The organism is Hydrogenophaga sp. L76 (assembly GCF_057654755.1).
In genome coordinates this window covers 2,487,355-2,506,335 of the sequence record NZ_CM172807.1, presented here as the reverse complement: position 1 = coordinate 2,506,335, position 18,981 = coordinate 2,487,355, and the positions used below count along the sequence as shown (strand labels likewise).

Annotated in this window: 23 protein-coding genes and 1 other RNA gene; 15 read left to right on the top strand and 9 right to left on the bottom strand. The window is 66.0% G+C overall.

All coding sequences use genetic code 11. The annotated features are described in order from the left end of the window. Positions 1-11: 11 nt before the first annotated feature. From metF to AC23D4_RS11985, 5 genes are all read left to right on the top strand, one after another. Positions 12-842, top strand: a complete 831-nt coding sequence (gene metF, locus AC23D4_RS12005) for a methylenetetrahydrofolate reductase [NAD(P)H] (RefSeq protein ID WP_472888728.1) — start codon at positions 12-14, stop codon at positions 840-842. 37 nt (positions 843-879) lie between these two features. After that, positions 880-1,443, top strand: coding sequence for a septal ring lytic transglycosylase RlpA family protein (locus AC23D4_RS12000; protein ID WP_472888727.1), 564 nt, complete (start codon positions 880-882; stop codon positions 1,441-1,443). A gap of 40 nt (positions 1,444-1,483) precedes the next feature. Next, the gene (locus tag AC23D4_RS11995) at positions 1,484-2,761 is read left to right on the top strand and encodes an O-acetylhomoserine aminocarboxypropyltransferase/cysteine synthase family protein (protein ID WP_472888726.1); all 1,278 of its coding nucleotides are present in this window, start codon (positions 1,484-1,486) and stop codon (positions 2,759-2,761) included. A 13-nt stretch (positions 2,762-2,774) separates the two neighbouring features. After that, the gene (locus tag AC23D4_RS11990; RefSeq protein WP_472888725.1) at positions 2,775-3,551 is read left to right on the top strand and encodes an alpha/beta hydrolase; all 777 of its coding nucleotides are present in this window, start codon (positions 2,775-2,777) and stop codon (positions 3,549-3,551) included. Between the two features lie 140 nt (positions 3,552-3,691). Beyond that, positions 3,692-4,288 (top strand): OmpW/AlkL family protein, encoded by a 597-nt coding sequence (locus tag AC23D4_RS11985; RefSeq protein ID WP_472888724.1) that lies wholly within the window; start codon positions 3,692-3,694, stop codon positions 4,286-4,288. Between the two features lie 69 nt (positions 4,289-4,357). Here AC23D4_RS11985 and AC23D4_RS11980 read toward each other — a convergent pair whose 3' ends face one another. From AC23D4_RS11980 to paaA, 5 genes are read right to left on the bottom strand one after another with little or no spacing between them, the layout of a single operon-like run. Further along, positions 4,358-5,467, bottom strand: a complete 1,110-nt coding sequence (locus tag AC23D4_RS11980; protein ID WP_472888723.1) for a 2Fe-2S iron-sulfur cluster-binding protein — start codon at positions 5,465-5,467, stop codon at positions 4,358-4,360. A 4-nt stretch (positions 5,468-5,471) separates the two neighbouring features. Then, positions 5,472-5,996, bottom strand: coding sequence for a 1,2-phenylacetyl-CoA epoxidase subunit PaaD (gene paaD, locus AC23D4_RS11975; protein WP_472888786.1), 525 nt, complete (start codon positions 5,994-5,996; stop codon positions 5,472-5,474). A 5-nt stretch (positions 5,997-6,001) separates the two neighbouring features. Then, on the bottom strand, positions 6,002-6,964 hold the full coding sequence (paaC, locus tag AC23D4_RS11970; RefSeq protein ID WP_472888722.1) for a 1,2-phenylacetyl-CoA epoxidase subunit PaaC: 963 nt from the start codon (positions 6,962-6,964) through the stop codon (positions 6,002-6,004). Further along, on the bottom strand, positions 6,964-7,272 hold the full coding sequence (paaB, locus tag AC23D4_RS11965; protein WP_177132272.1) for a 1,2-phenylacetyl-CoA epoxidase subunit PaaB: 309 nt from the start codon (positions 7,270-7,272) through the stop codon (positions 6,964-6,966). Before paaB ends, paaC begins: the two co-directional genes overlap by 1 nt. Further along, the gene (gene paaA / locus AC23D4_RS11960) at positions 7,269-8,291 is read right to left on the bottom strand and encodes a 1,2-phenylacetyl-CoA epoxidase subunit PaaA (RefSeq protein WP_472888721.1); all 1,023 of its coding nucleotides are present in this window, start codon (positions 8,289-8,291) and stop codon (positions 7,269-7,271) included. Before paaA ends, paaB begins: the two co-directional genes overlap by 4 nt. A 458-nt stretch (positions 8,292-8,749) precedes the next feature. On the opposite strand from paaA, the gene AC23D4_RS11955 reads away from it, so the two are divergent. Continuing rightward, complete coding sequence (locus AC23D4_RS11955) at positions 8,750-9,091, top strand: CAP domain-containing protein (protein WP_487623613.1); 342 nt, start codon at positions 8,750-8,752, stop codon at positions 9,089-9,091. Positions 9,092-9,130: 39 nt separating this feature from the next. Here AC23D4_RS11955 and AC23D4_RS11950 read toward each other — a convergent pair whose 3' ends face one another. Further along, on the bottom strand, positions 9,131-10,045 hold the full coding sequence (locus AC23D4_RS11950) for a 23S rRNA (adenine(2030)-N(6))-methyltransferase RlmJ (RefSeq protein WP_472888719.1): 915 nt from the start codon (positions 10,043-10,045) through the stop codon (positions 9,131-9,133). Positions 10,046-10,276: 231 nt separating this feature from the next. On the opposite strand from AC23D4_RS11950, the gene rplM reads away from it, so the two are divergent. From rplM to erpA, 5 genes are all read left to right on the top strand, one after another. Then, a complete protein-coding gene (rplM, locus tag AC23D4_RS11945; protein ID WP_472888718.1) occupies positions 10,277-10,708 on the top strand; it encodes a 50S ribosomal protein L13 in 432 nt (143 codons plus the stop codon). 12 nt (positions 10,709-10,720) lie between these two features. Next, on the top strand, positions 10,721-11,113 hold the full coding sequence (rpsI, locus tag AC23D4_RS11940) for a 30S ribosomal protein S9 (RefSeq protein ID WP_472888717.1): 393 nt from the start codon (positions 10,721-10,723) through the stop codon (positions 11,111-11,113). 109 nt (positions 11,114-11,222) lie between these two features. Next, positions 11,223-11,930 carry a DUF6776 family protein gene (locus tag AC23D4_RS11935; RefSeq protein ID WP_472888716.1) on the top strand — a complete coding sequence of 236 codons (708 nt, stop codon included), beginning with the start codon at positions 11,223-11,225 and terminating at the stop codon, positions 11,928-11,930. 24 nt (positions 11,931-11,954) lie between these two features. Further along, positions 11,955-12,353 carry a bactofilin family protein gene (locus AC23D4_RS11930; protein ID WP_305280265.1) on the top strand — a complete coding sequence of 133 codons (399 nt, stop codon included), beginning with the start codon at positions 11,955-11,957 and terminating at the stop codon, positions 12,351-12,353. 114 nt (positions 12,354-12,467) lie between these two features. Next, positions 12,468-12,833 carry an iron-sulfur cluster insertion protein ErpA gene (erpA, locus tag AC23D4_RS11925; RefSeq protein ID WP_086121452.1) on the top strand — a complete coding sequence of 122 codons (366 nt, stop codon included), beginning with the start codon at positions 12,468-12,470 and terminating at the stop codon, positions 12,831-12,833. Between the two features lie 88 nt (positions 12,834-12,921). On the opposite strand, the gene AC23D4_RS11920 is transcribed toward erpA, so the two are convergent. After that, the gene (locus AC23D4_RS11920; protein WP_472888715.1) at positions 12,922-13,566 is read right to left on the bottom strand and encodes a glycine zipper 2TM domain-containing protein; all 645 of its coding nucleotides are present in this window, start codon (positions 13,564-13,566) and stop codon (positions 12,922-12,924) included. Positions 13,567-13,670: 104 nt separating this feature from the next. Further along, positions 13,671-15,506, bottom strand: a complete 1,836-nt coding sequence (locus AC23D4_RS11915; RefSeq protein WP_472888714.1) for an NAD(P)/FAD-dependent oxidoreductase — start codon at positions 15,504-15,506, stop codon at positions 13,671-13,673. A 141-nt stretch (positions 15,507-15,647) separates the two neighbouring features. On the opposite strand from AC23D4_RS11915, the gene AC23D4_RS11910 reads away from it, so the two are divergent. The 4 genes from AC23D4_RS11910 (at position 15,648) to rnpB (ending at position 18,616) form a co-directional block, all read left to right on the top strand. Next, positions 15,648-16,253, top strand: coding sequence for a DUF2239 family protein (locus tag AC23D4_RS11910; RefSeq protein WP_472888713.1), 606 nt, complete (start codon positions 15,648-15,650; stop codon positions 16,251-16,253). An 11-nt stretch (positions 16,254-16,264) separates the two neighbouring features. Next, the gene (locus AC23D4_RS11905; RefSeq protein ID WP_472888712.1) at positions 16,265-16,759 is read left to right on the top strand and encodes a P-loop nucleotide/nucleoside kinase family protein; all 495 of its coding nucleotides are present in this window, start codon (positions 16,265-16,267) and stop codon (positions 16,757-16,759) included. A gap of 30 nt (positions 16,760-16,789) precedes the next feature. Beyond that, on the top strand, positions 16,790-18,154 hold the full coding sequence (locus tag AC23D4_RS11900) for an MATE family efflux transporter (protein WP_472888711.1): 1,365 nt from the start codon (positions 16,790-16,792) through the stop codon (positions 18,152-18,154). Positions 18,155-18,270: 116 nt separating this feature from the next. Next, positions 18,271-18,616: RNase P RNA component class A (gene rnpB / locus AC23D4_RS11895), an RNA gene on the top strand. A 19-nt stretch (positions 18,617-18,635) separates the two neighbouring features. On the opposite strand, the gene AC23D4_RS11890 is transcribed toward rnpB, so the two are convergent. Next, a complete protein-coding gene (locus AC23D4_RS11890) occupies positions 18,636-18,956 on the bottom strand; it encodes a c-type cytochrome (protein ID WP_472888710.1) in 321 nt (106 codons plus the stop codon). Positions 18,957-18,981 lie beyond the last annotated feature (25 nt).

Sequence of the window (18,981 nt, the reverse complement as noted above, 5' to 3'; positions counted from 1 at the left end):
AAGGAATCACCATGGCGTTGCCAGTGAGTTTTGAATTCTTCCCGCCCAAGACGCCCGAAGGCGCCGAGAAACTGCGCGCCGTGCGCCAGCAGCTGTATGGGCAGAAGCCCGAATTCTGCTCGGTCACCTACGGCGCCGGCGGCTCCACGCAGCAGGGCACCTTCGACACCGTGGGCGCCATCCTGGCCGAGGGGGTGGCCGCCGCCTCGCACTTCTCCTGCATCGGTGCCACCCAGGCCAGCGTGCGCGAGCAGCTGGTTACGCTCAAGGCCATGGGTGTCAGGCGCCTGGTGGCGCTGCGCGGCGACCTGCCCAGCGGTTATGGCATCGGCGGCGAGTTCCACTATGCGAGCGACCTCGTGGCGTTCATCCGCGCCGAGACCGGGCGCGACTTTCACATCGAGGTGGCTGCCTACCCCGAAGTGCACCCGCAGGCGAAGTCGCCCGAGTCCGACCTGCAGGCCTTCGTCACCAAGGTGCGCGCCGGCGCCGACTCGGCCATCACGCAATACTTCTACAACAGCGACGCCTACTTCCGCTTCGTGGACGAGGCGCACAAGCTCGGGGTCGACGTGCCGGTGGTGCCGGGCATCATGCCGATCACCAGCTCCACCCAGCTGATGCGCTTTTCCGACGCCTGCGGCGCCGAGATCCCGCGCTGGATCCGTCTGCGCCTGCAGGCTTACGGTGACGACACCGCTTCCATCAAGGCCTTTGGCCTGGACGTGGTCACCGACCTGTGTGACCAGCTGCGCAACGCCGGTGTGCCAGCTTTGCACTTCTACACCATGAACCAGAGCGTGGCGACGCTGGAGATCGTGAAGCGTCTTGAGCTGGGTTAAGGTCGGAGGCTGGCCCGGAATGCAGAGAGGAAACACCATGCCCCACACCTGGAAACACCCCGCAGTTCGCCGGCATCTGGCGCCTGTCCTGCTGGCCGCGCTGCTGACCGCTTGCGCCGTGCCTGCGCCCGTGCAGCGGGATGCTCCAGTTGGTCAGCAGGCGGATACCGCATTCAGCGCCGAACCCGCGCAAGCGGTGGGTCGGGCGGGAATCCCACTGACGCCCTCGGCGGCACTTGAAATGCCCCCGCCTGACGTCAGTGAGAGCCCTTCGTCGGACGGTCCGCTCGCGGCACCATCGGTTCCGGACAAGCTGATCGACAAAGGGATGGCGTCCTGGTACGGGAAACGTTTCCACGGCCGGCGCACGGCCAGCGGTGAACGCTACGACATGCACACTTTCACGGCGGCGCACAAGACCCTGCCGTTCGGCACCAAGGTGCGGGTGCGCAGCATGCACACCGGCAAGGAAGTGGTGGTGCGCATCAACGACCGGGGGCCCTACACACACAAGCGCATCATCGATCTCAGCCAGGCCGCGATCACCGCCCTGGGTGTGCGCCACCGCGGGGTGAGCGTGGTGGAGCTGCTGAGAGAATGAGCGCGAGCGATCGCAACAACCCATCCAGGAGACCCGCCACATGAAAATCGAAACCATCGCCGTGCACGGCGGTTACACCCCCGACCCCACCACCAAGGCGGTGGCGGTGCCGATCTACCAGACCGTGGCCTACGCGTTCGACGACACGCAGCACGGCGCCGATCTGTTCGACCTCAAGGTCGCCGGCAACATCTACAGCCGCATCATGAACCCGACCAATGGCGTGCTCGAAGCGCGCCTGGCGGCGCTCGAAGGCGGCATCGGTGCGCTGGCCATGGCCTCGGGCATGGCGGCCATCACGGCCGCGATCCAGACCATTGCCGAAACCGGCGACAACATCGTCTCGGCCTCCACGCTCTACGGTGGCACCTACAACCTGTTCGCCCACACCTTCCCGCAGCAGGGCATCACCGTGCGTTTCGCCGACCCGCGCGACCCGACCGCGTTCGCCGCGCTGATCGACGAGCGCACCAAGGCGGTCTACTGCGAATCGGTGGGCAACCCGCTGGGCAACGTGACCGACATCGGCGCGCTCGCCGCCGTAGCACATGCGGCGGGTGTGCCACTGATCGTGGACAACACGGTCTCCAGCCCCTACCTGTGCCGCCCGTTTGAACACGGTGCCGACATCGTGGTGCATTCGCTGACCAAATACCTCGGCGGCCACGGCACCACCATCGGCGGCGCCATCGTCGACAGCGGCAAGTTCCCCTGGGCCCAACACAAAGCCCGCTTCAAGCGCCTGAACGAGCCCGACGTGAGTTACCACGGCGTGGTCTACACCGAAGCGCTGGGCGCTGCCGCCTACATCGGCCGCGCCCGCGTGGTGCCGCTGCGCAACATGGGTGCGGCGCTCTCGCCCATGAACGCGTTCCAGATCCTGCAGGGCATCGAGACCCTGGCGTTGCGCATGGACCGCATCTGCGACAACGCGGTCAAGGTGGCGACGCACCTGCAGAACCACCCCAAGGTGGACTGGGTGAACTACGCTGGCCTGCCCGACCACAAGGACCACGCGCTGGTGCAGAAATACATGGACGGCAAGGCGTCCGGCATCATCAGCTTCGGCCTGAAGTCCAGCGATGCGATCGCAGCCGGCGCGCGTTTCCAGGACGCACTGATGCTGTTCACGCGCCTGGTGAACATCGGCGACGCCAAGTCGCTCGCCTGCCACCCGGCCACCACCACGCACCGCCAGCTCAACCCCGACGAAATGAAGAAAGCCGGCGTGAGCCCCGAGATGGTTCGCCTGTCGATCGGCATCGAGCACATCGACGACCTGATCGCCGATCTGGAGCAGGCGCTAGAAAAGGTGTGAAGGTCCAGGCGTGATGAACACGCTGCGCAAGACCTTGCTCTGGCCGCTCTGGGGGCTGGCCTTGTTGTACCTGGCGGGCTGCGCCGCCATGTTCACCTGGCAACGTGCGCTGCTGTACCACCCGCAGCCGGCTCGGCTGGCGGTGGCATCGCTCACGCTGCTGGTGGACGGCGCAGCGTTGCAGGTCAGCGTGCAGGCCCGGCCGGGTGCGCCGGCGGTCCTGTACTTCGGCGGCAATGCCGAAGATGTGTCGGGCACTCTGCCGCATCTCGCGCGCCTGTTCCCGGACCATGCGCTGTATTTGATGCACTACCGGGGCTACGGGCAGAGCACGGGAAATCCCAGCGAGACCGTTTTGCACGCCGATGCCCGCGCGCTCTACCAGCACGTGCGGCGGGAACACGCCGAGATCAAGCTGATCGGGCGCAGCCTGGGCAGCGGCGTGGCCGTGCGCCTGGCCAGTGAACAGCCCGTGGCCCGCCTGGCTCTGGTCACGCCCTACGACAGCATCGAGAACGTGGCGGTCGAACACTACCCGTGGTGGCCCGTGCGCTGGCTGATCCGGGACCGTTTTGACTCGGCGGCCGTGGCCGGGCGCATCAACGCACCCACCACGCTCATCGCCGCCGAACACGACACGTTGATACGGCCCGAGCGCACGGCGCAACTCGCCATGCATTTCAAGCCGGGTGTGGCGCGTTCGGTCATGGTGCCGGGCGCCGACCACAACGGCATCGGCGCCCAACCGGTCTACGAGCGGGCGCTGGTGGAGGCGCTTGCTGCGGATTGATCTGAATCAATTCGTATGCATTTCCGGGCTCGCACCGCTTCTGTGCACGGTGCCGCTTGATCTTCCGCAAGTGGGTGCCCTGCGGGGTCTTCTGTAATGCCTGCCGGGAATGTTCCCGTGTCAAGGACTGAAGGAAGACCATGAAGAAGCACATCGTTGCCGTTGCCGCACTCTGTTTGCTGGGCTCGGGCGCCGCACTGGCGCAGGATTTCAAGGCGGGTGACCTGCTGGTCCGTGCCCGCGCCGTCCACCTGGACAGCGCCAACAAGGACAGCACGGGCCTGGATCTCGCGGTCAACGACAAGTGGCTGCCCGAAGTGGATTTCACCTATTTCCTGAGCCCGAACCTGGCTGCCGAACTGATTCTCACCGTGCCCCAGAAACACACGCTGACCGCCGGCGGCGTCCCCATCGGCAGCCTGAAGCACCTGCCACCCACCTTGACGGTGCAGTACCACTTCACGGACTTCGGGGCCTTCAAGCCGTATGTGGGCGCGGGTCTGAACTACACCCGCTTCAGCTCGGTGAACCTGCCCGCTGGCGTGGACATCAAGCGCAACAGCTTCGGTCTGGCGCTGCAGGCGGGCATGGACTTTCGCCTGACGGACACGATGTACCTGAACGTCGATGTGAAGAAGGTCCAGATCGCCACCAAGGTGAGCGCGGGCGGCACCGAGATCGGCAAGCTGAAGGTGGACCCGCTGTTGCTGGGTGTCGGTGTGGGCTGGAAGTTCTGATCTCTGCCCGGTTCACCTGGGTCCGGGCCCGGCGCGTCCATCGACCGGGCTTTTTTTGCCCGGCGAATTTCAGCGTTCGTCGTAGCTCACCACCAGCCGGTCTGTTGTCGGCCGCGCCTGGCAGCTCAGCACAAAGCCTTTGTCGGTTTCCCAGGGTTCGAGCGTGAAGTTCTTGTCCATGGTGACAGCGCCTTCCACCACCTTGGCGCGGCAGGTGCAGCACACCCCACCGCGGCACGACCAGGGCAGGTCCAGCCCGGCGTTGAGCGCCACGTCCAGCACGTGTTCGTCCTTGCCCATGCGCAACTGGTGCGGCTTGCCGTCGAGCACCACGGTCAGCGCCACTTCGCCATCGGTGCGGACCGCCGGGTGGCCGAGCACCGCGGCCTGGCGCTGATCGGCGGGCAGGGCTTCCAGCGTCGGTGAGGTGAAACGTTCGGTGTGCACGCGGTCGGGCCGCACGCCGGCTTCCAGCAGCGCCTGCTGCGTAGCTTCGATCATGGCGTCAGGACCGCAGATGAACACCTCGTCCATGCTGCCCACCGGCAGCAGCGCGGCGATGATGGCGCGCACCTTGTCGCCGTCGATGCGACCTTCGAGCAGCGGCACTTCCTGCGCCTGGCGCGAGAGCACGTGTATCAGCGTGAGGCGGCTGGGGTAGCGGTCCTTCAGGTCCTGCAAAGCTTCGTTGAACATCACGCTGGCCATGCGTCGGTTACCGAAGACCAGGGTGAATTTGCTGTCGGCCGATTCCTCCAGCGTGCTGGCCATGATGGACAGGATGGGCGTGATGCCCGAACCGGCCGCGAAGCCCACACGGTGCAGGGCGCGCGGCTTGTGGATGGTGAAGCGGCCGTCGGGTGGCATCACGCGCAGCGCGTCTCCGGCCTTCAACTCGGTGGCGGCCCAGTTCGAGAACACACCGCCTTCGACCGGGCGGATGCCCAGCGTGAGTTCGCCCTGCTGCGTGAGCAGGCTGCGCGGGCTGCTGATGGAGTAGCTGCGCCGCACATCCTGCCCGCCGATGGTGGTGCGCAAGGTGAGGAACTGGCCCGGCTCGAAGGCAAATGTGTCGCGCAGCTCCGGCGGAATGCGCAGTGAAACCGCCACCGATCCGGCGGCCTCGGGGTGGATGCGCGAGACGGTGAGGTCGTGGAAGCGGGGGACGGCGTGGCTCATGGTGTCAGTACGGCTTGAAGTAGTCGAAGGGTTCCAGGCAGTCCAGGCAGCGGTACAAGGCTTTGCAGGCGGTCGAACCGAAGGGCGAGGTTTCTGTGGTGTTGTGCGAGCCGCACTGGGGGCAGGGCACTGCGGTGTGCCGGACTGCGTGCCGGCTGAACTTCACCACGCCGGCGGGCGTGTCGGCATGGCTGCCACACTGCGGTGGCGCGATGCCGTAGGCGCGCAGCTTCTCGCGCGCGACCTCGCTCATCCAGTCGGTCGTCCAGGCCGGCGAGAGCTGCGTGATGACGCGACCGGGCAGCCCGGCGGCGCTCAGGGCCGCGTGGATGTCGTCCTCGATCTGGCCCATGGCCGGGCAGCCGCTGTAGGTGGGCGTGATGACCACTTCCGGCACGCCGTCGGCCCCCTCGCGCACGTCGCGCAGGATGCCCAGCTCGCGCAGGCTGATGACCGGAATCTCCGGGTCGGCCAGGTGCGCCAGCGCCTCGGTGATGGCCTGCAGCGAAGCGTGGGTGACCACATCCATGGTGTTCACCAGACCGCGGTCGGGTGCGCCCGCGCCAGGCTCTGCATCTCGGCCAGCAGGAAGCCCAGGTGCTCTGAGTGCACGCCCACATGGCCTTGGGCCACATAGCCCGCGTGCGGCTGGTCGTGACGCGTGAGCGTGGCTTCGGCCAGGGTGTCGTTCACCAGTGCGTTCCAGTGATCGCGCAGCGTTCGCACGTCCACGCCACTGCCGTCGGCTGCGGCGGCCTGTTCGGCGGGGGAAGGCTGCCAGAAGGCTTCGCAATACGGCAGCAGGTGATCCAGCGCGGCCTGCGCGCGGCGTTTCGATTCGTCGGTGCCGTCGCCCAAACGCACCAGCCAGTCGCCCGCGTGGCGCAGGTGGTAGCTCACCTCCTTGAGCGACTTGGCGGCGATGGCGGCGAGCTGCGGGTCTTTTGATGCCTGCAACCGGTCCCACACCAGCACCATGAGCGCGCTGACGAGGAAGTTGCGCGCGATGGTCACGGCGTAGTCGCGCTCGCTCACCGCATAGCCCACCAGCGGGCCGTGGTGCGGCAGCTCCATCAGCGTGTGGCAACGGAACTCGGCCGTGTCGCGGAAGTAGGCCAGCGTGTCTTCGGCGATCTGGCCGTTCTGGCGCGCGCCCTGCAGGTGCGCGAAGCGCTGTGCCTCGGCCGGGTTGGCGTTGATGAGGCTGGCCGCGTGCTGGTAGAGCAGCCGCGCCTGGCCGATCAGGTCCAGGCTGTTGTTGGCCAGCGCCAGGTCTTCTTCGAGGACGGGGCCGTGGCCGCACCATTCGGCGTTGCGCTGGCCCAGCACCAGGGCGTTGTCGGCCAGGTGCAATACATAGTCCACTGGAGCCCCCACGCTCCCCGCTTCGCCCCGGCTTGCCGCTTCGAGCGGCGAGGCGCTTGGTTCGCTGCCCCCCGTGGGGGCGCTCGCTTGCTTGGGGCGGCCCTGCGCGGCGCTCGGTTCGGTTGCCGCCATCACATGTGCCCCACTTTTTCGGGGATTTCGTAGAAGGTCGGGTGGCGGTAGATCTTGTCGGCCGCCGGATCGAAGAAGCTGTCCTTGCTGTCGGGTTCGCTGGCGGTGATGGCGTTGGATGGCAGCACCCAGATGCTCACGCCTTCCTGGCGGCGCGTGTAGACGTCGCGCGCCATCTGCAGCGCGTGTTGTGCGTCACTGGCGTGCAGGCTGCCGCAGTGTTTGTGTTCCAGGCCCTGCTTGCTGCGGACGAACACTTCCCAGAGCGGCCATTCTTTCAGTGCGGGTGTCGATGCGGGCGCGTTCATGCGGCCTCCTTCAGGTTGCGGGCTTGCTGTTTGGCGGCGTGGGCCATGGCGGCTTCCCGCACCCAGGCGCCTTGTTCGTGGGCTTTCACGCGGGTGGCCAGGCGCTCCATGTTGCAGGGGCCGTTGCCGTTGACCACGGCCCAGAACTCGTCCCAGTCGATCTGGCCGTAGTCCCAGTGGCCGCGCGCCTCGTTCCACTTCAGGTCGGGGTCGGGCAGGGTCACGCCCAGCACCTCGGCCTGCGGCACGGTGGCGTCCACGAACTTCTGGCGCAGGTCGTCGTTCGAGATGCGCTTGATGCCCCAGCGCATGCCTTGCACGCTGTTGGGGCTGTCGGCGTCGGGTGGGCCGAACATGGCGAGGCACTTCCACCAGTAGCGGTTGACGGCGTCCTGCACCATGGCCTTCTGCTCGGCCGTGCCCTGCATCATCACCAGCAGGGCCTCGTAGCCCTGGCGCTGGTGGAAGCTCTCTTCCTTGCAGACGCGGATCATGGCGCGGGCGTAAGGGCCGTAGCTGCAGCGGCACAGCGGGATCTGGTTCATGATCGCCGCGCCGTCCACCAGCCAGCCAATCACACCCACGTCGGCCCAGTTGATCGTCGGGTAGTTGAAGATGGAGCTGTACTTGGCTTTGCCGCTGTGCAGGCCGTCGAGCATCTGTTCGCGGCTGGTGCCGAGCGTCTCGGCGGCGCTGTAGAGGTAGAGGCCGTGGCCGCCTTCGTCCTGCACCTTGGCGATCAGGATGGCCTTGCGTTTCAGGCTGGGCGCGCGGCTGATCCAGTTGCCCTCGGGCAGCATGCCCACGATCTCGCTGTGGGCGTGCTGGCTGATCTGGCGCACGAGGGTCTTGCGGTAGCCGTCGGGCATCCAGTCGCGCGGTTCGATCTTGCCGTCGGCGTCGATCACGGCATCGAAATGGGTTTGCAATGCGGCGTCTTCGGCGCTGGCCGGTGCCGCCACGGCCTTCAGGCCGGGCTTGGCCTCGCCGTCGGCGACCGAAAAAGATTGGGTGTACATGCGCGTCTCCTGACCCCGAAACCGGGTGTCGAGTGGGGGTGAGACGGCAGTATATGCAATTAACCGACCGATCGGTTGGTTAATTGCCCGGTGTGGACTCAGGGTTTATCCGGGGAGGGACTTTGCGCGAGGGGCAGGGTGCACAAGGCGTTCCTTTCCGTACAGTCGGATCCATGTCCCCCACTGACAGGCTTTTCCCTTTTTGCGCAGGCTCCTGGTCGCAACGCTGCGCCAGGTTCACGGTCGCGTTGCTGGCGGGGCTGACGGCGGGTGTGGGTCACAGCGGCCCGGCGGCGGTCAGCGGGACAACGGCCCAGTGGGTGTTTGTCGCGGACCGTGCTTCCGAAGATGTGCCTCTGGATGCCAGCACCGCTTGCGGGCTGCCGGGCTTTCAGACAACGCTGGTTCAGCGCCTCAACGCCGCGCGGGCCGTGGCCCGCTCCTGCGGGAACTCGGTCATGCCGGCTGCTGGCCCGCTGGTGTGGAATCAACGCCTGTTTGCAGCCGCGGCCCACCATGCCCGTGACATGGCCACCTGGAACTATTTCTCCCACACCAGCCGGGACGGGCGTTCCCTGGCCCAGCGGGTCGCGGCCGAGGGCTACCTCTGGACATCGGTGGGCGAGAACCTGGCGGGCGGGCAAGCCACGGTGGACGGCGTCATCGCCGGCTGGCTCTCCAGCCCCGGGCATTGCAGCAACCTCATGAGCCGCCAGTTCGAGGCGGTGGGCGTGAGCTGTGTGCGGCAAGCGCGCAGCCGGTTTGGCCACTACTGGGTCATGGTGCTGGCCCGGCCCTGAATCCCGGTGCCAGGGCCTTGGCGCCGCCGTGCGTCGGCTTCAGCCGCCGGTGTCGAGGGTCTGGCCTTTGCCGCGGCCCCGACCGAGGTGGGTCAGCAACTGGGGCAAGGCCACCTGCAGCGCCGCTTTCAGCGTGTGGGGCGGGTTGATGACGAACATGCCGCTGGCCGTGAGGCCGGGCCGGTCGTCCGGGCCGTGGGTGGGGTCCTGCCCGATGGCCAGCGTCGCGTTCAGCCAGGGCCGTTGCGCCTGGTTGCTCAGGGTCTTCAGCCGGCGCGGCAAATCGTGCGCCTCCGGGCGCGGAATGATCGGGTACCACACCAGGTAGGTGCCGGTCGGAAAGCGGCGGATGAGTTCCTGTATGCAGGCGCTCACTTTGCCGTAATCGCTCTTGATCTCGTAACTGGGGTCGATCAGCACCGCGGCGCGCTTGGAGCCGGTGGCCGACGGTGGCGGCGGGAGCAAGGGCTTGACGCCTTCAAAGCCGTCCTGCAGCGCCACGGCGATCTGGCGCCCCGCTTCGAGCTGGGCGATGTTGGCGTTGAGGGTGCGGCTGTCGGTCGGGTGCAGCTCGAACAATTTGAGCTTGTCGCGCGATTCGGTGCGCAGCAGCGAATGCAGCACAAAGGGCGAACCCGGGTAGACACGCAGCAGACCCGAGGGGTTGTAGCTGGCGATCAGGTCCAGGTAATCGTCGATCACCGGCGCGGCGGCCACGGGCGCGGCACCCGCCGGACGCAGGGCGGCCATCAGTTTGACCACGCCGTCCTTGGCTTCGCCCCCGGTCTCCGTGTAGTCACCGTCCAGACGGTACAGCCCGGCGCCCGCGTGTGTGTCGATCAGGGTGATGCCGGCCTCTTTCTGCATCAGATGGCGCAGCGTGGCGATCAGGGTGATGTGTTTGAGCACGTCGGCGTGGTTGCCGGCGTGGAAGGCGTGTCGGTAACTAAACATAGGGTCCGATGGTAGCGTCCCCGGGCGACCCGGTCACACGCCGTTCATCCGCAGCTTGCCAATCGGTGCCGATATTTCGTACAATGGAAAGCTTCGCAGCGAAACGCAAGGCTCCGCGACGAAGACCGCACACCGGGCAACCGGGGTGCAAAACCCCACCTAAGAGTGTTCCGACAGAGAACAACCGACCGTGGAAAAGAGCCGCCAAACCCTCCTTCAAAGAGAAAACTCATGACCAAAACGTTCAGCGCAAAAGCAGCTGACGTGACGCACGAGTGGTTTGTGATTGACGCGACCGACAAGGTCCTCGGACGAGTTGCCAGTGAAGTGGCTCTCCGTTTGCGCGGCAAACACAAGGCCATTTACACGCCTCACGTCGATACCGGTGACTACATCGTCATCATCAACGCGTCCAAAATCCGCGTGACGGGCACCAAGGCCCTCGACAAGATTTACTACCGTCACTCGGGTTACCCGGGCGGTATCTACGCCACCAACTTCCGCGACATGCAGGCCAAGCACCCTGGCCGCGCGATCGAGAAGGCCGTCAAGGGCATGCTGCCCAAGGGTCCGCTTGGCTACGCTATGATCAAGAAGCTCAAGGTGTACGGCGGTGCTGAGCATCCCCACACCGCCCAACAGCCGCAAGTGCTGGAACTCTAAAGGAGCCTTGAGATGATTGGTGAATGGAACAATGGCACCGGCCGTCGCAAATCCAGCGTCGCCCGCGTGTTTCTGAAAAAAGGCTCCGGCCAGATCGTGGTCAACGGCAAGGACATCCAGTCCTACTTCGGCCGTGAAACCTCGATCATGATCGCCAAGCAGCCGCTGATGCTGACCAACCACGCCGACACCTTCGACGTGATGGTCAATGTGCACGGTGGCGGCGAGTCCGGCCAGGCCGGCGCTGTGCGTCACGGCATCACCCGCGCCCTGATCGACTACGACGCGACGCTCAAGCCGAGCCTGTCGCAAGCCGGCTTCGTCACGCGCGATGCGCGTGAAGTCGAGCGTAAGAAGGTCGGTCTGCGTTCCGCACGCCGCGCCAAGCAGTTCAGCAAGCGCTAAAGCGCCTGGCTTCTGCCGCAAAAACCGCCTGCAAGCTTGTCTTGGGGCGGTTTTTGCATTTTGGGGTCGTGTGATCCGGGTTCTCAATTCCCAATCGAAAGGTGTCTGAATGAGGTTGCGTCTCCTGCGACGAAGACTCACGGTCAGCGCGCCCCGGGTGTCGGTGCGCAGCGCCATGCCCTGGCCCTTCCGCTGGCTGCTGGGTGCCGTGGTGCTCGGCTTTTCGGGCGCCCTGGCGCTCTGGGCTTTTGAGGTGGGCAAAGACATCGCCGGCCTGGACCGCAATGCCAAACAGGAACTGGAGCGCCTGCGCAACGAGGCGCAGGACCTGCGTGCCGAACTGGGCCGGGCGCAGTCCATCGCCAACACCTCTGAAAGCCTGCTAACGGCGGAGAAAGCGGCCCAGGAGCAACTGGTGCAGCAGATTCGCCAGCTGGAGGCGGACAACCAGGTGCTGCGCAGCGACCTGGGATTTTTTGAGCGCCTGATCCCGGGGTCGGGGAGTGGCGCACTGAACATTCGCGGCCTGCAGGTCGATCGTCTGGCGCAGAACCAGCTCAAGTGGCAGGTGCTGTTGATCCAGGCCACCAAGAACGCTCCCGAAGTCAGGGGCGTTCTGGAGGTGACTTTTACCGGCACGCTGGAAGGCAAACCCTGGTCAGCCATTCAGGAGCCGTCGCCGCAACCGGTGCTGATCAAGGGCTATCTGCGCCAGGAGGGGCTGGTGAACGTTCCCGAACAGGCCGTGGTAAAAACCGTGACCGCAAAAATCCTGCAGGACGGCGCGGTGTTGGCCCTGCACACCATCAAGCTGTAATCAACTGTCGTTTCGGAGAACTCCATGTTTGGCAAGAAGAAGCAACCCCCCATCAAAAGCCTGATCGCCCATGGAACGCGCATCGAAGGCCATGTGTTGTTCCACGACGGACTGCGGGTGGATGGCGAAGTGGTGGGCGACATCCGTGCCAGCGATGAACAGTCCAGCATCCTGGTGATCAGCGAATCGGCCAGCGTGACCGGCCAGATCCATGCAGACCACGTCATCATCAACGGCAGCGTCAAGGGCCCCGTGTTTGCGTTTGACCTGCTGGAACTGCAGCCCAAAGCCCGGATTGAGGGCGACGTGTCCTACAAGGCTCTGGAGATGCACCAGGGCGCCACGATATCGGGTCAGCTCAAACCCATGGCCGCAGGCCTGGAAGACAAACCCACATTGAAACTGGCGGCAAACAACGGCTGAGCGCAAACCCGAGCGATTTGCTATAGCATTGCTTCAGATGTGGACGAATGGCGTCCACCAGCCGCGTTCAGGAAGCCCCCCGGAAGCGGCCCAAGACCTATGTCAGGACACCCCATGAGCGCAGTTGCAGAAAACATCCAGACCGACATGCCAGCACCGCTGGTCTTCACCGACAGCGCCGCGGCCAAAGTGGCCGAGCTGGTGGCCGAAGAGGGCAACCCGGACCTCAAGCTGCGCGTGTTTGTGCAGGGCGGTGGCTGCTCGGGTTTCCAGTACGGTTTCACCTTTGACGAGGTGGTCAACGAAGACGACACCACCATGACGAAGAACGGTGTTTCGCTGTTGATCGATGCCATGAGCTACCAGTACCTGGTCGGCGCCGAGATCGACTACAAGGAAGACTTGGAGGGTGCCCAGTTCGTCATCAAGAACCCCAATGCCTCGACCACCTGTGGTTGTGGCTCCAGCTTCAGCGTCTGATCGGGCGCAGTCGAAGCGCCCGGCGCTTCCCGGCCAACAAAAAGCCCCGTCAGATTGACGGGGCTTTTTTATGGGTGCGACCCGGACTTCAGCGCCAGTTGCGATCCCATTGTTCGTTCTCGCGATCCCGGCGATGGCCGCGGTACACCTCCGGATACTGGCGTGTTCCACCGATGTAGACCACTTCGGGTTCCGCCGGGGGCGCCGGGCGGTATTGCATCTGCTGCCGCGGTGCGGGCGCGGCGATGACGGGTTGCACGTTCACATGGACGTAACGGCCCGGTTCTTCGGGCATCTGCACGTTGTAGCGCCGGCCAGCGTACTCATACTCCACGTCGTAGGCCACGGTCTGGTTTTCGTAGAAGGTCTGGGTGCTGCACTGCTGCACGGTCTGCGTGCGGGGCTGTCCGCGGCCTTCGATGTGGTTGCCGAGCACGGCACCACCGAACAGGCCGATGGCTGTGGCCACTGCGCGGCCGCTGCCACCGCCGATGGCGTTGCCCATGGCGCCACCGGCGATGCCGCCGATCAGCGCACCGGCGCCCGACTTGTGGCCGGGTACGGTCACGGTCTGGTTCTGGCACACCTCGCGCGGCGTCGCCACTTGCTGGATGATGGGTTTGCTGCTGAGCACGCGGGCGCGTTCATCCTGGGCCTGGACGGCACCGGCGCCTGCGAGGGCGATCACACCGGTGAGGACGGGGAGGAGGATGGAACGGTCAGGGGATTTCATGGAAAGCTCCTTGGTTGAGGAGCCTCCATCGTGCGGGGCTCGTGTCAAGCCGTTGCACAGCCTGTGTAAAGCTGCCGCCAGACATGTAACGTCTGGTGTCGGCTTCAAGCTTGCGCAGGAATCCCGAGCAGATCGCGGGCCAGCGCTTCGGCGACTTTGATGCCGTCCACGCCCGCGGAGAGGATGCCGCCAGCGTAGCCCGCGCCCTCGCCCGCCGGGTACAGGCCCCGGGTGTTCAGGCTCTGGCAGTCCGTCCCGCGCGTGATGCGCAGCGGCGACGAGGTGCGCGTTTCCACGCCGGTGAGCACGGCATCGGCCATGTCGTAACCCTTGATCTTGCGGCCGAAGACGGGAATGGCTTCGCGCATGGCCTCGATGGCGAAATCCGGCAGAGCGGGTGCGAGGTTGCCGAGCTTCACGCCTGGCTTGTACGACGGATCCACCGTGCCGAGCGCTGTGGACGGTGTCTGGGCCACGAAGTCGCCCACCAGCTGACCGGGGGCTTCGTAGGTGCCGCCGCCGAGCTCGTAGGCCCGGGCTTCCAGCTGGCGCTGCAGCACGATGCCAGCCAGCGGGTGCGTCTGGCCTTGTGCGGCCATGGCCTGGGCCTGTGTGGCGTAGCGCGCGCCATCGGCCTCACCGAAGGCGGCGGTCCATAGCGGCGCGTCTTGCGGAAAGGACTGCGGGAAGTCAGCCACGTCGATGCCCACCACCAGGCCGGCGTTGGCGTTGCGCTCGTTGCGCGAGTACTGACTCATGCCGTTGGTGACCACGCGACCCGGCTCGGAGGTGGCCGCCACCACGGTGCCGCCCGGGCACATGCAGAAGCTGTAGACCGCGCGGCCATTTTTCGCGTGGTGCACCAGCTTGTAGTCCGCGGCACCGAGCAGCGGGTGGCCGGCGTGGCGGCCCCAGCGCGCGCGGTCGATCACGCTTTGCGGGTGCTCGATGCGAAAGCCCACCGAGAACGGTTTGGCTTCGAGGAACACGCCCGCATCGTGCAGCAAGGCGAAGGTGTCGCGCGAGCTGTGGCCGAGCGCCAGAACGGCGCGCCGCGCGGGCAGTTCGGTGATCGCCCCGCTGTCCAGCTGCAGCACGCGCAGGCCAGTCAGTTGCTGCTGACCGCCATTGGAGGGTGCCAGCGTGAGGCCCACCACCTGCTGCTGGAAGCGGATTTCGCCACCCAGCGCGATGATCTTTTCGCGCATCGCCTCGACCACCTTGACCAGCTTGAAGGTGCCGATGTGCGGGTGCGCCTGGTACAGGATTTCGGGTGGCCCGCCAGCGTCCACAAACTCCTGCATCACCTTGCGGCCGAGGAAGCGTGGGTCCTTGATCTGGCTGTAGAGCTTGCCGTCGGAAAACAGGCCGGCGCCGCCTTCGCCGTACTGCACATTGCTCTGCGGGTTCAGCACCTTCTTGCGCCACAGGCCCCAGGTGTCCTTGGTGCGCTCGCGCACCGGCTTGCCACGCTCCAGCACGATGGGGCGCAGGCCCATCTGCGCCAGCGCCAGCGCGGTGAACAGGCCGCAAGGACCGAGGCCAACCACCACCGGGCGATCCGCCTCGTCGGCGGGCCAGCCGGTGGGCGCGTGACCGGGCGCGTGCCAGGCCATGTCGGGCGTGGGCTGGATGTGCGGGTTCTTCTCGTGTTGCGCCAGCAGGCTGGGTTCCAGCGCCGGGTCGGCCAGCGTCACGTCCACGATATACACGGCCAGCAGTTCGGCCTTGCGGGCGTCGAAGCTGCGTTTGAACACGTGCAGGTGGGCGATGCCGTCGGCCTCGATGCCCACCGCCTGGGCGGCGAGCCGGGCGAGGGCCTCGACCGGGTGCGGCGGCGGGATGCGGTCTTCGTCGGTTTCGGACGGTGCGTCGGAGGCGCGGCGGTGTTCGGCCGGCACGTCGGCCAGCGGGAGCTTGAGTTCGGAGAGTCGGATCATGATGAAGAGGGCTTGTGTTTATCAAGCAAAGGGTCCCTATTGTCGTCAAAGCCGCGACCGGTTTTGTGGTGCGCGAGGCCTCCGGTGGACTGTTGTAAATAAATCCGGGTAAAATAATAAAACCCGTATAAAATACGCGCCATGAACACCGTCACCACCGCCACCTGCACCGCTTTTCTGGGTCACCGCCGCGTCGCCAACGGCTCCTACGCCGAGGTGGACCAGGCGCTGCGCGCGCTGGACCTGAGCGCTGGAGGCCTGCTGGTGTTTGACGACGCCAGCGGCGCCCTGGTGGACCACCCCTGGCCAGCCGGCTATGCCCCCGCGCAGCCCGCCGGCGGTCCCCCGGACGAGTCCGAAGTGGTGACCGTCGCGCAGGGCGTGGGCCGGCCGCGTCTCGGCGTGGTGGCGCGCGAGGTCACGCTGCTGCCGCGCCACTGGGAGTGGCTCGCACAGCAACGTGGCGGCGCTTCGGCCGCTCTGCGCCGTCTGGTGGAAGAAGCCCGGCGATGCCAGGGCAATCAGGACGTGCAGCGCCAGGCCAAGGAACGGGTGTACCGATTCATGAGCGCCATTGGCGGTGGCCTGCCCGGCTTCGAGGAGGCTTCGCGTGCGCTGTTTGCGCAGGACAGCGAGGTGTTTGCCCGCCGCACGGCCCACTGGCCCGCCGACGTGAAAGCCTATCTCGCCTGGCTGGCCCGCGATGCATTTGCCGATCGTTCCCCGCCACCAGTTTCTGGACTTTGAAGGAGTTTTGCATGTCGACTGTGCACATTGTTTACGGCCCGCAAGGCGCTGGAAAGTCCACCTATGCCATGGCGTTGTGCGAACGCGAGCGAGCCATGCGGCTGTCCATCGACGTCTGGATGGCCGAGCTCTTCGGCCCTGACGTGCCGCAGCAAGGCACGATGGGCTGGATCATGACCCGCGTGGCACGCTGCGAATCGCGCATCTGGCAGACGGCCCGCGAGGTGGCGCAAAGAGGTGTTCCGGTGGTGCTGGACCTGGGCTTCATGAGGGCCAGTGACCGTACGCGCTTTGCCAGCCTGGCCGCGCAGGACGGTCTGCCGGTGCAGCGCCACTTTGTCTCTGCCGACGCTGGTGTGCGCCGAGCGCGCGTGCTGGAACGCAACCAGGTTCGTGGCGCCACATTTGCATTCGAGGTCACGCCCGCCATGTTTGACGCGATGGACCCGCATTTCGAGGTGCCGTCGATGGAAGAGCTCGCCGCCTCGTTCGTGCATTCGTCCTGATGCTTTCCTGATGTCCCGCAGTTCCCACACATGCAAAACCAACCTTCGGCGGCGCAACGACCCCTCTGGCGCATCTACCTGGTGTTTCTCGCGCCCATGGTGCTGTCCAACTTCCTGCAGAGCTTCTCGGGCACCCTCAACGGCATCTTCATCGGCCAGATGCTCGGCACCCACGCGCTGGCGGCGGTGTCGGGCATGTTCCCGATCTTCTTTTTCTTCATCTCGCTGGTGATCGGCCTGGGTGCGGGCGCGTCGGTGCTGATCGGCCAGGCCTGGGGCGCGCGCGAGCCCGAGAAGGTCAAGGCCATCGCTGGCTCCGCGCTGGCACTGGGCGCCTTGATCGGCATCGTGGCGGCGCTGCTGGGCAGTGTGTTTGCGCGAGAGGGCATGCAACTGCTGGGCACGCCGGCCGACGTGCTCGACGATGCCACCGCCTACGCGCGGGTGATGATGTTGCTGATGCCGCTGCTGCTGGTGGTCATCCTCTACACGCAGCTGCTGCGCGGCGTGAGCGACACGGTGACGCCGCTGCAGGCCCTGCTGCTGTCCACCGGCGTCGGTCTGCTGCTGACGCCGGCCCTGATCAAAGGCTGGCTGGGGCTGCCGCCCATGGGCATCCAGAGCGCAGCGCTGGCGGGCTTTGTGTCCCAGGCTGCATCGCTGGGCTTCCTGGTCTGGCGCCTGCGGGGCAAGCGCAGCGTGCTCGCGCCGGACCGGATGCTGCTCCAGTCCCTGCGGCTGGACGGCAAGATCCTGGCCCAGGTGATGCGCATCGGTCTGCCCACCGGGCTGCAGATGGTGGTGATCTCGATCTCCGAGCTGGTGATCCTGTCGCTGGTCAACGGCCATGGCTCGCAGGCCACGGCGGCCTATGGCGCGGTGACGCAGATCGTCAACTACGTGCAGTTCCCCGCGCTGTCCATCGCCATCACCGCGTCCATCCTCGGCGCGCAGGCCATCGGCGCGGGCCGGGTGGAGCGCCTGGGGGCCATCCTGCGCACGGGGCTGTGGATGAACGTGTGCGTGACCGGCTCGCTGGTGCTGCTGGGCTACGCGCTTTCAAACTGGTTGCTGGGTCTGTTCATCACGCAGCCCGAGGTGCTGGCGCAGGCCGAGCACCTGCTGCACATCATGTTGTGGAGCATGCTGCTGTTCGGCTTCCAGTCGGTGGTGGGCGGCATCATGCGCGCCAGCGGCGTGGTGCTGATGCCGGTGGCGATTTCCATCGCCTGCATCCTGCTGGTGCAGCTGCCGGTGGCCTACGGGCTGAACCAGCGCTTCGGGCTGGAGGGCGTGTGGATGGCCTTCCCCGTGACCTACGCGGCCATGCTGGCGCTGCAGACCGGCTACCACCAGCTGGTGTGGCGCTACAAGAAGATCGAACGCCTGGTTTGAAGGGTCGGCAGGACGATCCGCCGCCGGGCCGCCCCAAGGCGGATCAGCCCCCTCGGGGGGCAGCGACCCGCGCAGCGGTGGAGCGTGGGGGCCTTTCCATTGGATAATCGCTGGGTGAAGCGCGCCAGGCCGTCGCTGGCACAGCCCGCAAGGGAGCCCGAAAGGGAGTGCTGGAGGAACGTCCGGACTGCACAGGACAGCGTAGGAGGTAACACCTCTCCACCGACAAGCCGCAAGGCCCTAAGGTGAGGATCAGAGCAACAGAGACGAGCCGCTTCAGTGCGGGTGAAACGGGCAATCTCTACGCGCAGCAATACCAAATAGGCCAGCGTTGACGTGGTTCCGCGGAGCTGGCGGGTAGGTAGCACCGAGCCGGGTGGGTGACCCCCGGCCCAGATGAATGACGGTCACGTTCAGGGCAACCTGGGCGCACAAAATCCGGCGTATCGGCGCGCTTCACACTATTTTCAGATCCGGCGGTTCAACGGCCGCCGTCCACCAGCCAGCGCACAAAGCGCTCGGCCTCCTCGGCGCTCAGGCGCTCATGGGCCGGCACACCGCCAAACAGGTGGTGTTCGCGCAGATGCTCGATCTTTCCCTCGATCTGGGTTTCCTGCCCTTTGAGGGACGCGTACCGTTCAGCCAGCTGGGCGATGGTCGGCGCCTTGCCGCGTGGCGGTGAGCCGTGGCAGGAAAGGCAACCTTTGTCGAGGGCCAGGTTCATGCTGGCCAGCGCAGGCAGGGTTGTCAGGGCCAGGGCCAGTGCGATCCCCGTCGCGAGGCGGCCTGTGGCGTTTTTCATGCGTGCTCCCTGCATGGGTGATGCT